16 protein-coding genes are annotated in these 16,422 nt (G+C 66.5%); 3 read left to right on the top strand and 13 right to left on the bottom strand.

Annotated features, from left to right (window positions below):
- The first annotated feature begins 167 nt into the window (after nt 1-167).
- Nucleotides 168-692, top strand: coding sequence for an outer membrane protein (locus IEX25_RS01460; RefSeq protein ID WP_188713731.1), 525 nt, complete (start codon nt 168-170; stop codon nt 690-692).
- A gap of 134 nt (nt 693-826) precedes the next feature.
- On the opposite strand, the gene IEX25_RS01455 is transcribed toward IEX25_RS01460, so the two are convergent.
- The 7 genes from IEX25_RS01455 to IEX25_RS01425 form a co-directional block, all read right to left on the bottom strand.
- On the bottom strand, nt 827-1,318 hold the full coding sequence (locus IEX25_RS01455; protein ID WP_188713730.1) for an RNA pyrophosphohydrolase: 492 nt from the start codon (nt 1,316-1,318) through the stop codon (nt 827-829).
- Nucleotides 1,311-2,741 carry a S41 family peptidase gene (locus tag IEX25_RS01450; protein ID WP_103171821.1) on the bottom strand — a complete coding sequence of 477 codons (1,431 nt, stop codon included), beginning with the start codon at nt 2,739-2,741 and terminating at the stop codon, nt 1,311-1,313. Before IEX25_RS01450 ends, IEX25_RS01455 begins: the two co-directional genes overlap by 8 nt.
- Nucleotides 2,742-2,758: 17 nt before the next feature.
- Nucleotides 2,759-3,940 (bottom strand): murein hydrolase activator EnvC family protein, encoded by a 1,182-nt coding sequence (locus tag IEX25_RS01445; RefSeq protein ID WP_188713729.1) that lies wholly within the window; start codon nt 3,938-3,940, stop codon nt 2,759-2,761.
- Nucleotides 3,937-5,454, bottom strand: coding sequence for a 2,3-bisphosphoglycerate-independent phosphoglycerate mutase (gpmI, locus tag IEX25_RS01440; protein WP_188713728.1), 1,518 nt, complete (start codon nt 5,452-5,454; stop codon nt 3,937-3,939). Before gpmI ends, IEX25_RS01445 begins: the two co-directional genes overlap by 4 nt.
- A 141-nt stretch (nt 5,455-5,595) precedes the next feature.
- Complete coding sequence (rlmH, locus tag IEX25_RS01435) at nt 5,596-6,063, bottom strand: 23S rRNA (pseudouridine(1915)-N(3))-methyltransferase RlmH (protein ID WP_188713727.1); 468 nt, start codon at nt 6,061-6,063, stop codon at nt 5,596-5,598.
- Between the two features lie 12 nt (nt 6,064-6,075).
- Nucleotides 6,076-6,441 carry a ribosome silencing factor gene (gene rsfS / locus IEX25_RS01430; protein ID WP_103171825.1) on the bottom strand — a complete coding sequence of 122 codons (366 nt, stop codon included), beginning with the start codon at nt 6,439-6,441 and terminating at the stop codon, nt 6,076-6,078.
- 134 nt (nt 6,442-6,575) lie between these two features.
- Nucleotides 6,576-7,931, bottom strand: coding sequence for a mechanosensitive ion channel family protein (locus IEX25_RS01425; protein WP_188713726.1), 1,356 nt, complete (start codon nt 7,929-7,931; stop codon nt 6,576-6,578).
- A 218-nt stretch (nt 7,932-8,149) separates the two neighbouring features.
- Here IEX25_RS01425 and leuC point away from each other — a divergent pair, with 218 nt between their 5' ends.
- On the top strand, nt 8,150-9,586 hold the full coding sequence (leuC, locus tag IEX25_RS01420) for a 3-isopropylmalate dehydratase large subunit (protein ID WP_188713725.1): 1,437 nt from the start codon (nt 8,150-8,152) through the stop codon (nt 9,584-9,586).
- A 45-nt stretch (nt 9,587-9,631) separates the two neighbouring features.
- On the opposite strand, the gene IEX25_RS01415 is transcribed toward leuC, so the two are convergent.
- Entirely contained in the window at nt 9,632-10,216 is a 585-nt protein-coding gene (locus IEX25_RS01415) for a hypothetical protein (RefSeq protein WP_229664989.1), read from the bottom strand.
- A gap of 99 nt (nt 10,217-10,315) precedes the next feature.
- On the opposite strand from IEX25_RS01415, the gene leuD reads away from it, so the two are divergent.
- Nucleotides 10,316-10,921: a 3-isopropylmalate dehydratase small subunit gene (leuD, locus tag IEX25_RS01410; RefSeq protein WP_103171828.1), complete on the top strand. Its 606-nt coding sequence runs from the start codon at nt 10,316-10,318 to the stop codon at nt 10,919-10,921.
- A gap of 89 nt (nt 10,922-11,010) precedes the next feature.
- Here the strand turns inward: leuD and IEX25_RS01405 are convergent, their stop codons facing one another.
- The 5 genes from IEX25_RS01405 to IEX25_RS01385 form a co-directional block, all read right to left on the bottom strand.
- A complete protein-coding gene (locus tag IEX25_RS01405) occupies nt 11,011-12,141 on the bottom strand; it encodes a site-specific DNA-methyltransferase (RefSeq protein WP_188713724.1) in 1,131 nt (376 codons plus the stop codon).
- A 92-nt stretch (nt 12,142-12,233) separates the two neighbouring features.
- On the bottom strand, nt 12,234-12,866 hold the full coding sequence (gene rnhB / locus IEX25_RS01400; protein ID WP_188713723.1) for a ribonuclease HII: 633 nt from the start codon (nt 12,864-12,866) through the stop codon (nt 12,234-12,236).
- On the bottom strand, nt 12,863-13,342 hold the full coding sequence (locus tag IEX25_RS01395) for an ureidoglycolate lyase (protein WP_188713722.1): 480 nt from the start codon (nt 13,340-13,342) through the stop codon (nt 12,863-12,865). The genes rnhB and IEX25_RS01395 overlap by 4 nt, the downstream gene beginning before the upstream one ends.
- A gap of 22 nt (nt 13,343-13,364) precedes the next feature.
- A complete protein-coding gene (locus tag IEX25_RS01390; RefSeq protein ID WP_188713721.1) occupies nt 13,365-15,065 on the bottom strand; it encodes a glycosyl transferase family 90 in 1,701 nt (566 codons plus the stop codon).
- Entirely contained in the window at nt 15,062-16,270 is a 1,209-nt protein-coding gene (locus IEX25_RS01385; protein ID WP_188713987.1) for an MFS transporter, read from the bottom strand. The genes IEX25_RS01390 and IEX25_RS01385 overlap by 4 nt, the downstream gene beginning before the upstream one ends.
- Nucleotides 16,271-16,422 lie beyond the last annotated feature (152 nt).

Raw genomic sequence — 16,422 nt, 5'->3', positions numbered from 1 at the left:
GCGATGTGGGCGTCGGGGTTTGGCACCGGTGTCCAAAGCCTCGTTCACATGATCGTCAGAAAATGCCGACGCGGAAAGTTGATACACTAGGGGCCGACGCGCGCATCGCCCCGATACATCCGCGAAAGCGGCGTTTCGCTCGAATCAACGTTAACGTGGAGGGAACAGTGAGAAAGCATCTTGCGGCGGGCGCGGCGTTTCTGGCGCTTTCGATGACTTCGGCATTTGCCGACGACTGGTCAGGGTTCTACGCGGGTGCCGGGATCGGCAGTCTCGAGGTGGATACCGATGTCCCCGGCATCAAGGAAAACGACACCGCCTACGGCATCCATGCCGGCTACAGGTTCGATGCCGGTCAATGGGTTCTCGGCGGCGAATTCGAGCATGATTGGACGGATATCGATCTTGTTCCCGGCGCCATCTCCGTGGACCGGGTGATGCGCTTGAAGGCGACCGCTGGTTACGATCTCGGGCGGACGTTGGTCTATCTTGCCGCAGGTACCGCAAAGGTGAATGTGGATGGTCTCGGCGATGACTGGGGCGGTTTCTACGGCCTTGGTGCGGCCTATGCCGTCACTCCTCAGGCCAATGTCAGCCTGGAACTGCTCGAGCATAACTTCTCCAATATCGGCGGCTCCGGCATTGATGCCGACGCCTGGAGCGCCAATGTCCGGGCATCCTGGAAGTTCTGAAGCCCGATCCTTCGGCCGGCCTGGCTCGTGGCCTTGAACAGGTCACGAGCAGGTCTTGCAGATTCCGAAGTCGAAGGGCTGGCGATCGGCACCGAATTGACCAGGCCGGTTTTTCCCGGCCATCTGCCGCGCCCCTACCGCAGCCAGCCTTTGAACGCCGCCAGGACCTCCTCATAGACCCCGCGCTTGAAGGGCACAATGTTTTCCAGCAGCGCCGCAGCGGGCATCCAGCGCCATTCCTGGAACTCGGGATGGTCGGTGGCGATGCGGATATCGGCATCGTCGCCCTTGAACCGCATCAGCACCCATTTCTGGCTTTGCCCGCCGTATCGGCCCTTCCAGACCTTGCCCAGAAGCTCGGGCGGCAGGTCGTAATGAACCCAGCCGGGGGTTTCGGCCAGCACCTCGACCTTGTCGGGGGACACGCCGGTTTCCTCGACCAACTCGCGCAGGGCGGCCTGCCGGGGATCCTCGCCCTCGTCGATGCCGCCCTGGGGCATCTGCCAGGCGCCGGGCATGTCGATGCGCTGGCCCGCGAAGACCAGCCCCTCGGCATTCATCAGAACGACCCCCGCGCAGGGCCGATAGGGAAGCCCCCCCGGCCCTGTCCGTTCCCCATCAGCCATTCGTCTTGGCCGCCCCGGTTCCCTCGGTCCCCGACCCCTCGCCCGTGACGGCGGGGGTGGCGGCGGTCGGCACCTGGTCGGCGCGGAAATCGACTGCCGCCAGGCCCTTGAGGATATCGACCGCATAGGCCAGTTGGTAATCTTCCTCGCGCAGCTTGGCGGTGGCCTCGACTTCGGCGGCCTCGTTCTCGATCTGCTTCTTCTCGTCGTCGCTGACCGAATCGTTGTTCAGCGCGCCGCGCAGGTCGGCCTCGGACCGGCCGAAGTTCGACTGGCTGCGGGGGCCTTCCTCCTCGTCCTCGGAGGCGGGCGGACGGGCGGGCTGTGCCACCAGGATGTCGGGCTGGATGCCCAGCGACTGGATCGACCGTCCCGACGGCGTGTAATACCGCGCGGTGGTCAGGCGGATGGCGCTGTCGGCGGTGACCGGCATCACCGTCTGGACCGATCCCTTGCCGAAGGTCTTTTCACCCACGACGATGGCGCGGCGGTGATCCTGCAACGCGCCCGCGACGATTTCCGATGCACTGGCCGAACCACCATTGGTCAGCACGACCATCGGCTTGCCTTGCGCAAGATCGCCGGCTTCCGCGTTCCAGCGTTCGCTTTCCTCGGGGTTGCGGCCCCGAGTGCTGACGATCTCGCCCGAATCCAGGAAGGCGTCGGACACGCTGATCGCCTGGTTCAGCAGGCCGCCGGGGTTGTTGCGCAGATCCAGCACAAAGCCCGTCACCTTGTCGATGCCGCCTGCCTCGGCCACGGCCTTGTCCAGTTCGGCTTTCAGCGTGTCATAGGTTTCGTCGTTGAAGGTGGACACGCGCAGCACGACCGACTTGCCCTCGATCCGGGTCTTGACCACGGTCAGCTTGATCGTGTCGCGGGTCATGGTCAGGTCGAAGGGCTCGGTCTCGCCCTCGCGCAGGATGGTCACGGTGATCTCGGACCCGATGGGGCCGCGCATCATGTCCACCGCCTGGTCCAGCGTCAGGCCCATCAGCGATTCGCCGTTCACATGGGTGATGAAATCGCCCGACTTGACCCCGGCCTGCGCGGCGGGCGTGTCGTCGATGGGGGATACGACCTTGACCAGGCCCTCCTCCTGACTGACCTCGATCCCCAGGCCGCCGAAGCTGCCGCGGGTCTGGGTCTGCATGTCCTCGTAGTCGTTGGCCGACAGGAAGGACGAATGCGGATCCAGCGAGGTCAGCATCCCGTTGATCGCGGCCTCGATCAGTTCCTTGTCGTCGGGCGCCTCGACATAGTCGGCGCGGACGCGTTCGAACACGTTGCCGAACAGTTCAAGCTGTTCATAGATCGAGGCGTTGGAACCGGTTTCCTGCGCCACCAGCGGTCCGGCGATCTGCGTAGTCAGAAGCGCACCGGCCAGAACGCCACCCACGCCTGCGATCAGATAATGTTTCATGACGGCCTTTCCTGCCTTCAATCCTGTTCAGGCTCCACGACGGGATTCAGCACGAACCATTCCGCCGGGTCCAGAGTTTCCTGTCCCTTGCGCAATTCAAGATACAGGGACTCGGTTCGCCCTGCATTGCCGCCGATGGCGGCATCGGCCACGAATTGCGCGCCGAATTCCTGCGCCGATGCCTCGGTCCCGCCCATCAGGCCGATCGGATCGCCCGCCTGCAGAACGTCGCCCACTTCCCCGAACACCTGCGACATGCCTGCGAAGACCAGAAGATAACCGCGCGCGGGCTCTATGATCATCACATTGCCGTAATCCAGAAGCGGGCCGCGATACCGGATCGTGGCGGCCCAGGGCGTCGTGACCAGGGCGGCCGGGGGCGTGGCGATCACCCATCCGGGACGTTCGACGCCCGCCGCATCAGGCTGGCCGTAAAGGCGCAGGATGGTGCCCACCACCGGCAGCGGCAGGGTGCCCTGGGCGCCCTCGAAATCCTCCATCGGCGGGCCGACATCCAGTTGCAGCCGGGAAACGCCTGCCGCGAATTCGTCCAGCGACTGCGCCGCATCGCGCAGCTTCTGCAGTTCCGCGGGCGCATCGGCATAGCGGACCGGCAGGCTGGACCGGTCGGTGACGGCGCTTGCCAGAAGCCTGCGCGCTTCCTGGACCGAAGCCAGGCCCGTGCCCAGCATCTGCGCCGCGCCGGCCTGCAGGTCGCGCACGGTGGCGATCTCGGCCAGGTCGTCCTGCAGCCGTTCGGCTTCGGTCCGCAGGCCGGGGGTGACGTCGCTCAGGACCATGCCCGAGCGCGCATTGGCAAGCGCGCCCGCCGGATGCAGCAGCATGGTGGTTTCGGGCGCCTGCTGCAGCGCCGTCATCGCCCCCAGGACCGAGGCCAGGCGCCCGCGCTGCGCCTCGAACCGGGCGCGAAGATCGGCCTCTCGGGCGCTCGCCTGCCGCAAGCCGTCGCGCAGGGCGGCAAGCCCCTGTTCATAGCCGCGGATCACCTCGGTCAGCGCCACGACCTGATCGTCGGCGGACACCGCATCGGCCAGTTTCTCAACCGCCGCGCGCAACTGGGCTGCGGCGTCCTCGGCCTCGGTCACGGCCGCCGTGACCGAAGGCTGGGTTTCCTGGGCCGACAAGGACGGCGCGGCCGCGATCAGCGCGGCAAGGATCAGGGGAAGAAACGGCTTCATGAGGTCACGATCAGGCTTTCGCCGGTCATTTCAACGGGTTTGTCCAAGCCCATCAGATGCAGGATCGTGGGCGCCAGATCGGCCAGACGGCCGTGGCGCAACCGGGCGCCTGCCGGGCCGTTGTGGACGATCACCGGCACGGGGTTGGTGGTATGGGCGGTATGCGGCCCACCGGTCGCGGGGTCGATCATCGTTTCGCAATTGCCGTGGTCGGCGCAGATCACCGCCGCCCCGCCGACCCGGTCCAGGGCATCCAGCATCCGGCCCAGGCCCCGGTCCACGGCCTCGCAGGCCCGGGTGGCGGCGGCAAGGCTGCCGGTATGGCCCACCATGTCGGGATTGGCGAAGTTCACCACGATCAGGTCGTATCCCGCGCCGATCACCTCGACCAGCTTGTCGGCCACCTGGTCCGCCGCCATCTCGGGCGCCAGGTCATAGGTCGCGACCTTGGGGCTGGCGGGCATGAAGCGGTCCTCGCCCGGTTCGGGCGTTTCCTTGCCGCCGTTCAGGAAGAAGGTGACATGGGGGTATTTCTCGGTCTCGGCCAGGCGGAACTGGCGCAGGCCCTTGGCGGCGACCCAGGCGCCCAGCGTGTTGACCACCTGCCGCTTGGGATAGGCGGTGGTCATGAATTCGTCGTGACGGGTGCTGTAATCGACCATGCCCAGAAGCGCCGCCCATTCCGGGCGGTCGCCGGTGTCGAAATGGTCGAAAGTCGGATCGGCAAGTGCCGTCAGAATTTCCCGCGCGCGGTCGGCACGGAAATTCAGGCAGAAGAACCCGTCCCCGTCCATCGCGCCGTTATAGCCGTCGATGATGAAGGGCTGGATGAATTCGTCCGTCTCGTCGCGCGCATAGGCGGCGGTCACGGCCAGGTCGGCCGACAGCGCGGGTTCGCCCCGCCCGGCCACGATGGCTCGATAGGCGCGTTCGATCCGTTCCCAGCGGTTGTCGCGGTCCATCGCGTAATAGCGGCCGATGACGGTGCCGATCCGCGCGCCTTCGGGCAGCGAGCCCTGCACCTCGGTGATGAAGCCCATGGCCGATTGCGGGGCCACGTCGCGCCCGTCGGTGATGGCGTGCAGGACGACCGGCACGCCCGCCTCGGCGATGGCGCGGACGGCGGCCTGGACATGGACCACATGGCCATGCACGCCGCCATCGGACACGACGCCCATCAGATGCGCGGTCCCGCCGGTCGCCCTCAGCCGTTCGACGAATCGCACCAGGGCGTCGTTGCCGACGAAGCTGCCATCCTCGATCGCAAGGTCGATCTGGCCCAGGTCCATGGCAACCACGCGTCCCGCGCCGATATTGGTGTGGCCCACCTCGGAATTGCCCATCTGGCCGCGCGGCAGGCCCACGTCGGGACCGAAGGTCGTCAGCGTCGCATGGGGGCAGTCGCGCATCAGCCGGTCGAAATTCGGGGTCGCGGCCTGATCCGGCGCGCTTTGGTCCGGCCGGTCAGAGATGCCCCAGCCGTCAAGGATGCACAGGACCACAGGTTTCGTCATATCGCCCCTCGGATGATTTGCGCCTTGTTACGCTGGCGCGGCGGTTGCGGCAACCGGAAGGCCGGGGGCCAGCCCCCGGACCCCCGGGATATTTGAGCCAAAGTGAAAACGCGCATTCACCTTCATCCCCCGCCGGCCTGTTCACGCACGGTGGTAGGGTGATCCCGCCAGGATGGTCGCGGCGCGGTAAAGCTGTTCGGCCAGCATCACCCGCACCAGCATATGCGGCCAGACCATGCGGCCGAGGCTGATCTGCCAGTCGGCCCGTGCCCGCAGCGCCGGGTTCAGCCCGTCCGCACCGCCGATCACGAAGCAGAGATCGCGCGCCTGGTCCCGCCAATCGGCCAGTCGTCCGGCGAACTCGGGCGAGGTCGGCTGGTCGCCACGCTCGTCCATCATCACCAGGGCCGCACCTTGGGGGATCGCCCGTGACAGCAGTTCGGCCTCGGCGGCCATGCCGCCGCCGCGCTTGTCCTCGATCTCGTGGATGGTGACGGGCGGCAGGCCCAGGCTGCGCCCGGTCTTGGCGAAACGGTCCAGATAGTCCGCCACCATCGCGGCCTCGGGGCCCTTGCGCAGCCGCCCGACCGCGACGATGTCGATGCGCATCCGGTTCGCCGGTCAGTGCGCCGGGCGGGCCTGATCGCGGACGCGGCTCAGCGCGTCGGCCGGCATCCACATCTTTTCAAGCTGATAGAACTCTCGCACCTCGGGGCGGAAGACATGGACGATCACGTCGTCGGTGTCGATCAGCACCCAGTCGCCGGTGTCCTTACCCTCGATCCGGGGGGTTCGGCCGGTCAACTGCTTCATGCGGTCGGCCAGCTTTTCGGCGATGGCACCCACCTGGCGGGAACTGCGGCCCGATGCGATCACCATGTGATCTGCCATGGCCGATCGTCCGCGCAGGTCGATCGTGACGATGTCCTCGGCCTTGTCGTCGTCAAGCGAGGACAGGATGCGAGCAAGGATCTGGTCGCTGGTCAGATCCTGCGGCGCGGGGGTCGCAGCCGGCCCCGTGGCCGGCGAGACGTCTTGTGACAGGGTTAAATCCTCCGGTCAGCGCGCCGATCGCCCCCGGCGCAGGGGATGGATCAAAGATAGCAACTTTTCAGCCCATCTCAATGTTCCCGGTCCGATTCCATTTCATCGGAATGCGGTGTGACCCTCTGGACCCGCAGGGAGGGATTGACAAGCCGAACTTCCCGCTGGGGGAAAGGAAGGGTGATCCCCTGGTCCCTGAAGGCGTCCCACAAGGCCAGATAGACCTCTCCGCGCACATTGGTCAGCCCCTTGGAGGCATCGTCGATCCAGAAGCGCAGGACATAGTCGATGGCGCTGTCGCCGAAGCCCGTCACCCAGCAGACCGCCTGCCGGTTCGACATGACGCGCGGCACCGTCTTGACGGCGGCGATGGCCGTGGCGCTGACCTTGTGGGGATCGTCGTCATAGGAGGCCCGGAACTTCAGGTCCAGCCGCACGAAGTTGTCGGTATGGGACCAGTTCACCACCTGCCCGGTGACCAGATCCTCGTTCGGGATCAGGTATTCCTTGCCGTCGCGCGTAACCACGCTGACATAGCGGGCGCCCAGTTCCTGGATCCAGCCGAAGGTGTCGCCCAGGCTGATCACGTCGCCGGGCTTGATGGACTTGTCCAGAAGGATGATCACCCCCGACACCAGGTTCGACACGACCTTCTGCAGCCCGAATCCCAGACCCACGCCCACCGCGCCCGAAAAGACCGCAAGGCCGGTCAGATCGAAGCCCACCGCCCGCAGTCCGACAACGACCGCCAGGCTGAACAGCACCACCTGCAACAGCTTGCCGGTCAGCACCCGCATGGTGGGCGAGATGTCCTCGTTGCGGGCCAGCCGGCCGGTGATCATCCGCGACAAGGCCCGCGCGGCGGCGATCAAAAGCCCCGTCACGACCAGGGCCTTCAGCACGGTCAGCGCGGACAGGCGCAGATCGCCCATGGTGATGGCGAAGCTGTCCAGGAAGCGGGCCGCCGGATCGGTCAGGTCCAGCAGGAACAGCGTGACCCAGATCCAGGCGATCCAGCTGATGATCCGACGCAGCAGGCGGTTGGCGACCAGGCGCATCGCGAAGAAGATCACCAGCCAGGCCGTCGCGATGGAAGCCGCCAGCGCGATCAGCGCACTGCGCGAGGGCCAGGTGATTTCCCGCATGACGATGACCACCGTCCAGGCCAGCAGCGCGAAGATGATCAGCCCCATCCTGCGCCCGATCAGCACCCCCAGCCGCAGCCGCCATTTGGGCCAATCGACGCGATCGTGCAGCCAGGCGCCCCACAGCCCCGACGCGACCCGGCCCACCAGCCAGGACAGCAGGATCAGCGCGGCGATGGCCGCCAGCTGATACAGCCGCATGGGCAGGATCATCATCTCGAAGAACAGGGCGATGCGCGACCAGAGGCCCTGGGCGGCATCCACGATGTCCGGACCTAACGGCTCCATCCCCCCTCCGCCGCCTGGAATATTGCGTCAACGCCGAAAGGGGCATAAAAGATCGCGCATGTCCGGGTTCATCTATTTCGACATCCATGACCGCGCCCGCCTGCCGTCGCGGTTCTTCGGGGCGACGCGGCGCGTCACCGCCCGACTGTGACGGGCTGCGGTTCCGCCGCAGCCAAGCCGTTTGCCATGACCGCATCACAGCCGAAAGCCAACACGACATGACCACCGAATCCGCACGCACATCCGCACGCACGCTTTACGACAAGATCTGGGACGCCCATGTGGTGGACCGCCAGGACGACGGCACCTGCCTTCTGTATATCGACCGCCACCTGGTCCACGAGGTGACCAGCCCGCAGGCCTTCGAAGGGCTGCGCATGACGGGCCGGACCGTGCGCGCGCCCGAACGCACCATCGCCGTTCCCGACCACAACGTGCCGACCACCTGGGACCGCGAACAGGGCATCGACAACGAGGAATCGCGCATCCAGGTCGATGCGCTTGACCGCAACGCCCGTGAATTCGGCGTGGTCTATTACCCGGTCAACGACATCCGCCAGGGCATCGTCCATATCGTCGGCCCCGAACAGGGCTGGACCCTGCCCGGCATGACCGTGGTCTGCGGCGACAGCCACACGGCCACCCACGGAGCCTTCGGCGCGCTTGCCCATGGCATCGGCACGTCCGAGGTCGAGCATGTGCTGGCGACCCAGACCCTGATTCAGAAGAAGTCGAAGAACATGAAGGTCGAGGTGACGGGCCGCCTCGCCCCCGGCGTCACCGCCAAGGACGTGGTGCTGGCGATCATCGGCAAGACCGGCACGGCGGGGGGCACCGGCCATGTCATCGAATATTGCGGCGAGGCGATCCGCGCCCTGTCGATGGAAGGCCGCATGACCATCTGCAACATGGCCATCGAAGGCGGCGCCCGCGCGGGCCTGATCGCGCCCGACCAGACGACCTTCGATTACGTCAAGGGCCGGCCCCATGCGCCGAAAGGCGCGCAATGGGAAGCGGCGGTCAACTGGTGGAAGACGCTTTACAGCGACGACGACGCGCATTGGGACAAGGTCGTCACCCTGCGCGGCGAAGATATCGCCCCCACCGTCACCTGGGGCACCAGCCCCGAAGACGCGCTGCCCATCACCGCCACGGTCCCCGCCCCCGAGGATTTCACCGGCGGCAAGGTCGAGGCGGCGCGCCGGTCCCTGGACTACATGGGTCTGACGCCGGGCACGCGCCTGACCGACATCGCCATCGACGCGGTCTTCATCGGCAGTTGCACCAACGGCCGGATCGAGGATCTGCGCGCCGCGGCCGACGTGCTGCGCGGTCGCAGGCTGGCCGCCGGCGTGCGCGGCATGGTCGTGCCGGGTTCTGGCCTTGTGCGCGCCCAGGCCGAGGAGGAGGGCCTGGACCAGATCTTCAAGGATGCCGGTTTCGAGTGGCGCCTTGCCGGCTGTTCGATGTGCCTGGGCATGAACCCCGACCAGCTTGCCCCCGGCGAACGCTGCGCGGCCACCAGCAACCGCAATTTCGAGGGCCGCCAGGGCTACAAGGGCCGCACGCACCTGATGTCGCCTGCCATGGCGGCGGCGGCGGGCGTGGCCGGGCATCTGGTCGATATCCGGGAATTCGCGGCCCAGCCCGCCTGAGGGGCCGCGATGGCGGGGACATTCATCCGATTTGCGGCGGGGCGCTCAGCCCCGCCCCGTGGCGCGTGCCGTGCTGCGGCGCGCGGGATGGCGCAGCAATGCGGCGGCATTCAGGACGATCAGGGCAAGCCCGCTGTTCTCCAGCAGGAAATTTACGCTGATCCCGTGATCGCGAAGGCCGATCAGGCGGTCGACGTGATGAAAGCTCAGCGCCCTGATGGCGACAAAGGCGCACAGGACCGCCAGCCCGGTCAACGCCACCGCATTGCGCCGCATCTGCCCCCGCAGGCTGCGAAGCCCGGCCACCAAGCCCACCGCCAAGGCCAGCAGCACCCCGGCGATGAAGGCCAGCTGCACCAGGCGGCGGTGGTCATACCAGCCTTGGGCGCGCGCCAGGCATTTGCCGGTCATGGTCACGGCGGATTGCAGATCCAGTTGCTTGTTCACCGCAAGGAATGCCAGGATCAGCGTCACCACGGCCCAGAAGCCCCTGCCCTGCCCCTTGGGCAGGCGGCGCCAGGCCAGGAAGGCCATAACGGTGCCCAAGCCATAGATCAGGACCGTCAGCCATCCGGTTGCGGTCGGATCCCCGATTTGCGGCGTCCAGCGGGCGCTGACACAGTCGATCAACCAGCTTCCAACCACGATCCCATTCCGCCCCTTGCAATGACGCCTGCCCCGGGCCTCTGACGCAACGGGGGGCCGGATACAACCACCCAAGGAACCACAATGGACAAGTTCACCACCCTGACCGGCATCGCGGCACCCATGCCGCTGGTCAACATCGACACCGACATGATCATCCCCAAGCAGTTCCTGAAGACGATCCAGCGGTCGGGCCTTGGGGTCAATCTGTTCGACGAGCTGCGCTATGACCGTGACGGCAACGAACTGCCCGACTTCGTGCTGAACCAGCCTGCATACCGCGATGCGCAGATCCTGGTGGCGGGCGACAATTTCGGCTGCGGGTCGTCGCGCGAACACGCGCCCTGGGCACTGCTGGATTTCGGGATCCGCTGCGTCATCTCGACCAGTTTCGCCGACATCTTCTTCAACAACTGCTTCAAGAACGGCATCCTGCCCGTGGTGCTGCCCCAGGACGCCGTCGATGCGCTGATGGAGGATGCGCGCAAGGGGGCCAATGCCCGCATGACGGTGGACCTGGAAAACCAGACCGTCACGACGTCCGACGGCCTGTCCTTCGCCTTCGAGATCGACCCCTTCCGCAAGCATTGCCTGCTGAATGGGTTGGACGACATCGGGCTGACCATGGAAAAGGCCCCAAGCATCGACAGTTTCGAAACGCAGATGGCCCAGGCCCGGCCCTGGGTCTGACCGCGTGAAAAAGCCCCGCCACCCAAGGATGGCGGGGCAAGGGGGTTCCACCTTGGCGGCAGCCGGGGGAACCTGGCGAACCCTGGGTCTCAGTTCGGGCGGGACACCTCGCCCTCCATCTCGGCGCGGATCTGCTGGCGCAGGATGTCGATGGGGATCATCCGCCCCTCGCGCCGGTAATGCCAATAAGTCCAGCCGTTGCAGCTTGGCGCCCCTTCCAGAGCCGCGCCGACCTGGTGGATGGATCCCTTCACGTCGTTGCCGATCAGCGACCCGTCGGCGCGAACCTTGGCCTTGTGGCGGTTGTTCATGGAATAGAGTTCCTCGCCCGGGCGCAGCATCCCGCGTTCGATCACCTGGCCGAAGGGGATGCGCGGTTCCGCGCGTTTGGCCTTCGTCGTCGCCAGCGCCTCGGCGTCCAGGCGGCGGATGCGGCCGATGCGCTTTTCAGCCACGGTGCGATAGGCTTCCTCGCGCTCGATCCCGATGAAGTCGCGGCCCAGCATCTTGGCGACGGCACCCGTCGTGCCGGTGCCGAAGAACGGGTCCAGCACCACGTCGCCCGGATTGGTCGTGCCGATGATGACGCGGTGCAGCAGCGCCTCGGGCTTCTGGGTGGGATGGGCCTTGTCGCCCGCCGCGTCCTTCAGGCGCTCGCCGCCGTTGCAGATCGGGATCACCCAGTCCGACCGCATCTGCGTGCCTTCGTTCAGCGACTTCAGCGCCTCGTAGTTGAAGGTGTATTTCGAGGATTCGGACTTCGCCGCCCAGATCAGCGTTTCATGCGCGTTTGTCAGCCGCTTGCCGCGAAAGTTCGGCATGGGGTTCGACTTGCGCCAGATCACGTCGTTCATGATCCAGAAGCCCTGGTTCTGAAGCTCGGCCCCCACGCGGAAGATGTTGTGATAGCTGCCGATGACCCAGATCGCCCCGTTGGGCTTCAGCAGGCGGCGCGCGGCGGCCAGCCAGTCGCGGGTAAAGGCGTCATAGCTGGCGAAGCTGGAAAACTGGTCCCAATGGTCGTCCACCGCATCGACCTTGGAATTGTCCGGCCGGTGCAGGTCGCCCCGCAATTGCAGGTTATAGGGCGGGTCGGCAAAGATCAGGTCCACGCTGGCTTCGGGAAGCGCGTTCATCACCTCGATGCAATCGCCGGCCAGGATTTGATTTACGGGAAGCGGTCGCGCGGCTGCCATGCGCTGATCCTTGGTCTTTATCATCTTCGCCTCAGGGGGAAATCGCCGGCTTTCTGCCGGTCTGGTATCCCGTTAACATGATTCAGACCCGAATCGGCGTCAATTTGTTTTTTGAATCAAGGGTTTGCCTCTAGGGCTTTACACAAGATGTTGTGGACCGGCTGGAACGAACGCCTATGATAGGGGGTCACGCCCAAATCTAGCAGGGCCTGCCTGTGCGCGGGGGTGCCATAGCCCGCGTTCGCCTCCCAGCCATAGCCGGGATGTTGTTGCGCCAAATCCACCATCAGCCGATCACGCGCCACCTTGGCCAGGATGGACGCTGCGGCAATCGTCACGCAGCGCGCGTCGCCGCCCACGATGGCCTCGCCCGGACAGGACAGGTCGCGGGGAACGCGGTTGCCGTCCACCAGGACGTGACAGGGCCGATGCCGCAGGCCCTTCACCGCCAGGCACATCGCCAGATGCGAGGCGTGATAGATGTTCAGGCGGTCGATCTCCTCGACCCCGACATGGATGATGCAATGGTCGCAATTGGCGGCCAGCCATTCGGCCAGGGTCTCGCGCCGCCTGGGGGTCAGCTTCTTGGAATCGTTCAGCCCATCGGGGATGTTGTCGGGGTCCAGCACCACCGCGGCGGCGGTCACGGGACCGGCCAGGGGGCCGCGCCCGACCTCGTCCACGCCCGCCACGCGGCGGGCGCCGCGCGACAGGACGGTCAGTTCAAAGCTGAAATCGGGCAGAATCATGCGGTGATGGTTACAGGGGCGATGGCGACCTCTTCAAGGTTCGCGCCCTCGCCCTCGCGGTCCACGACCAGGAAATCCGCGGGCCGGTCCAGCGGCGTCAGCACGCCATGCCAGACCCCCGCGCGCAGGTTGACGCCCATGCCCGCCGGCACCAGGAAGGCGCGGGGCACGCCGGGCCTGCCGCCGTCGTCGGGGGCCACGACCGACAGCCAGGCATCCGGCCCCAGCGGCATGAAGGCCTGGCTGCCCAGCGGATGCCGTTCCAGCAGCGTGCAGTCATAAGGCAGGCTGACGGCTTCGGACCGGAAGATCGAGATGATCGCCTCGCCCCCATGCCGTTCCACGGTGGCAAGCGCATGGTGGCGTTCGCAGCGGCCCGCGTTGATCATGCGGTCGGGCGTGGCGCGGGGGGTCAGCAGGTCGCCGAAGGGGGCGAAGGCTTCGGCGGTGATGGGTTCGATGCGGATGGTGGTCATGGGTTCCTCCTTTGGCCTTGGCTTACCCCGCCGCCGCCAGACCGTCGAGGATGCGGGCCATGATCGCGCGCCGCGTGGCGGGACGGCGCAGCAACGCGGCCTCTTGCCGGGCGGCGGCGGACATGGCCTTGCATTTGCTGGGATTTGCGCGCGCCCAGGCCAGCTTCTCGGCGATGTCGGCGCAATAGCGTTCCAGCGGGATATAGTGTTTCCACGGCTGGAAGCAGCCGGAATAGAAGACTTCCCAGCCGTCCTCCTCGGCCAGCAGGACGGACTGGCTGTCAATGGCTGCGATGAAGTTCGAGCCGTGGTCATAGCCGGTCATGCACAGTTGATAGCGGAAGCGGTGGAAGAACCCGCGATCCTGGCGCGGCGTGCAGTAAGGCGCCAGAAACGGATCGCTTGCGAACTGGCGATAGCCCCAGGCCATCACCACGCCCAGGTCGAAATCGGGGTGATCGAACCATTGCCGCACGAAAGCCAGCCTGTTGGTGTTCGACAGCCGGTCCCAGGCCGCCTGCCGCCGCGCCGGATCGTCCCCCGCCGCCGCCAGGTCGCGCAGCAGCACATGCGAGGCGGGACCCGGCTTGACCCCGCCCGTCCTTTCGCTGCCCGAGATCATGCCCCGCCAGACGACCCGGTCCAGCTTGTCCTCCCACGGTATGGGGTCGGGCACGGCCGCGGGATCGAAGCCTGGCAGGCCGATGGCATGCTGGTCCGGCAAGGGCCACAGCACCGCATTCCGCGCGCCCCTGCGGCGGTTGTGGCACAGCACCGGCGCCGGAAGGGGATCGCCCTGCGGGGACCCGAACCACCGCGAATCCTCCATGTCGATGCGCAGGGGCATGGGGCGGCCCAGGCGCAAGGCATCGTTGATGACCCCTTCGACCCGGATCAGCTTGAAGGGCCGGTCAGGCGCGGACACCGCCACATCGTCCAGAACCGCCATGCGCCGCTTGTTGCCGTTCCGGTCCGTGACGGTCTTCCGACCATCCCAGATGGAAAAATATTCCGACAGGCCGCCCTGCCCCACGCTCGGCTCTCGGCGGCCCAGGCAGAAATCCGCAACCCGGCGCACATAATCCAGATCCAGCTGTTCGGCCTTATGCTTCGATGGGGCCGGCCCGGCATCCGGCGGATCGTCGGCCTTGGGGAACCAGCCCTGCTGCCAGCCGGCATCCGGCAGGGCCAGCAACGGGTCCAGCCTTGCCGCCAGATCCGCCGGACTGTCCCGACCCAGATCGACGCGGATCAGGCGCGGATCGTCCTTGAAAAACGCCTCGACCGCAGCCTGATGGGCGTGCCAGTCTGCCCTCCACAGCGCGGGAAGGTCGGCCGGATCATAGTTCCGGTGATGGGCATAACAGCGCGCCGCCGCCCCGTTGTCGCGGTTCAGCCGGTCGCGGATCCAGTCCTCGACCTGTCGCAGGGTCAGGATGAAGTGCGCCTGGGGGAAGCGGTCGGCCAGCCAGGGAAAATGGCGCCATGCCTCCAGCGGCGGACGCCAGTGCGGGGCATGGCGGTAGAGGCCCGAAAACAGCACCGTTCCCGGCCAGCGGGTCAGGGCATCGCCGCCGCTTGCCTTGGCAAACAGGATATCCTCGGCCAGGCGTCCCCCGTCGTGGCAGACGGCCGCATGGCCGTTTCGACGAAACAGGCGGGCCAGCCGCGCCTCTCCACAGCCATCGGGGCTGATGTGGAAGAACAGCGGCCCTGGCGTCATCCGCCGATCAGTCGCCCCGGTCGCGGCAGGAAGATCGTCAGAACCCCCAGGATCGGCAGGAACGAACACAGGAAGAACACCCGTTCGATCCCCTGCGCATCGGCCAGCACGCCCAAGGCGGCGGCGGCGATGCCGCCCATGCCGAAGCTGAAGCCGAAGAACAGCCCCGCGATGGTGCCGGTCCGGCCGGGCACCAGTTCCTGCGCAAAGACCACGATGGCCGGGAAGGCCGAGGCCAGGATCAGCCCGATGACGATGGCCAAGGCCCCGGTCGCCACCAGGCCCACATGCGGCAGCAGCAGCGTGAAGGGCAGCACCCCCAGGATGGAGAACCAGATCACCCGCAAGGGCCCGATCCTGTCGCCGACAAGGCCGCCCAGCATCACGCCCCCGGCCATGCCCCCCAGGAACAGGAACAGCATGATCTGCGCGCCCTGCGTGGACAGGCCGAACTTCTCGATGGTGAAGAAGGTGAAATAGCTGCTCATCGAGGCGGTATAGATGTTCTTCGTGAAGGTCAGGATGGCGAGCACGGCGATGGACCGCATCACGATGCCGCGCGGCAGGCGCAGGGCGGTGTCGGGCTTGGCGGTGGCGGCGCGGCGGCGCCCCTCGGCCCAGTGGCCCACATGCCACAGCAGGGCGGCGCCCAGGGCCGCGGCCACGGCGAACCAGGCCACCGCCGGGCGGCCCAGCGGCACCACGATGAAGGCCGCCAGCAGCGGACCCAGCGATTGCCCGAAATTGCCGCCCATCTGGAACAGCGACTGCGCCGTCCCGAAGCGCCCGCCCGACGCCAGCCGCGCCACGCGCGAACTTTCGGGATGAAACACCGCCGAACCGACGCCGATCAGCATCGCCCCCGCCAGAAGCATCCCATAATGATGCGCGAATGCCAGAAGCAGCACCCCGCAAAAGGTCGAGGCCATGCCGAAGGGCAGCGAACGCGGCTGGGGATGGCGGTCGGTCGCCATGCCGATCAGGGGTTGCAGCAGCGATGCCGTGACCTGGAAGGCGAAGGTCATCACCCCGATCTGCGCATAGGTCAGCGAGAATTCGACCTGCAGCAGCGGATAGATCGCCGCCAGCATCGACTGCATCACGTCGTTGACCATGTGGCACAGGCTGATGGCGGTCAGGATGCCCCAGGCGGTGCCGGGAACGGCCATGGAATTCGCGGCGGTGGCATTGGCATTGGCGCGCATCATCACCCCTGGGTTTGTCTGCATATCATGCAATAGCAGCCATGCGGGCGGGCGCAAGCGGGCTTTGGCCAAAGCACGCCCACTGACGATTTGGACAGCTTCCCTTAACGTCGCCCGCCGCCGACAGTAAGGATGTATATGTTTAGAGTAAA

Origin of the sequence: Paracoccus acridae, from assembly GCF_014642735.1 — a bacterium.
GTDB classification, from domain to species: domain Bacteria; phylum Pseudomonadota; class Alphaproteobacteria; order Rhodobacterales; family Rhodobacteraceae; genus Paracoccus; species Paracoccus acridae.
This window is presented reverse-complemented; position numbering and strand designations above follow the sequence as displayed.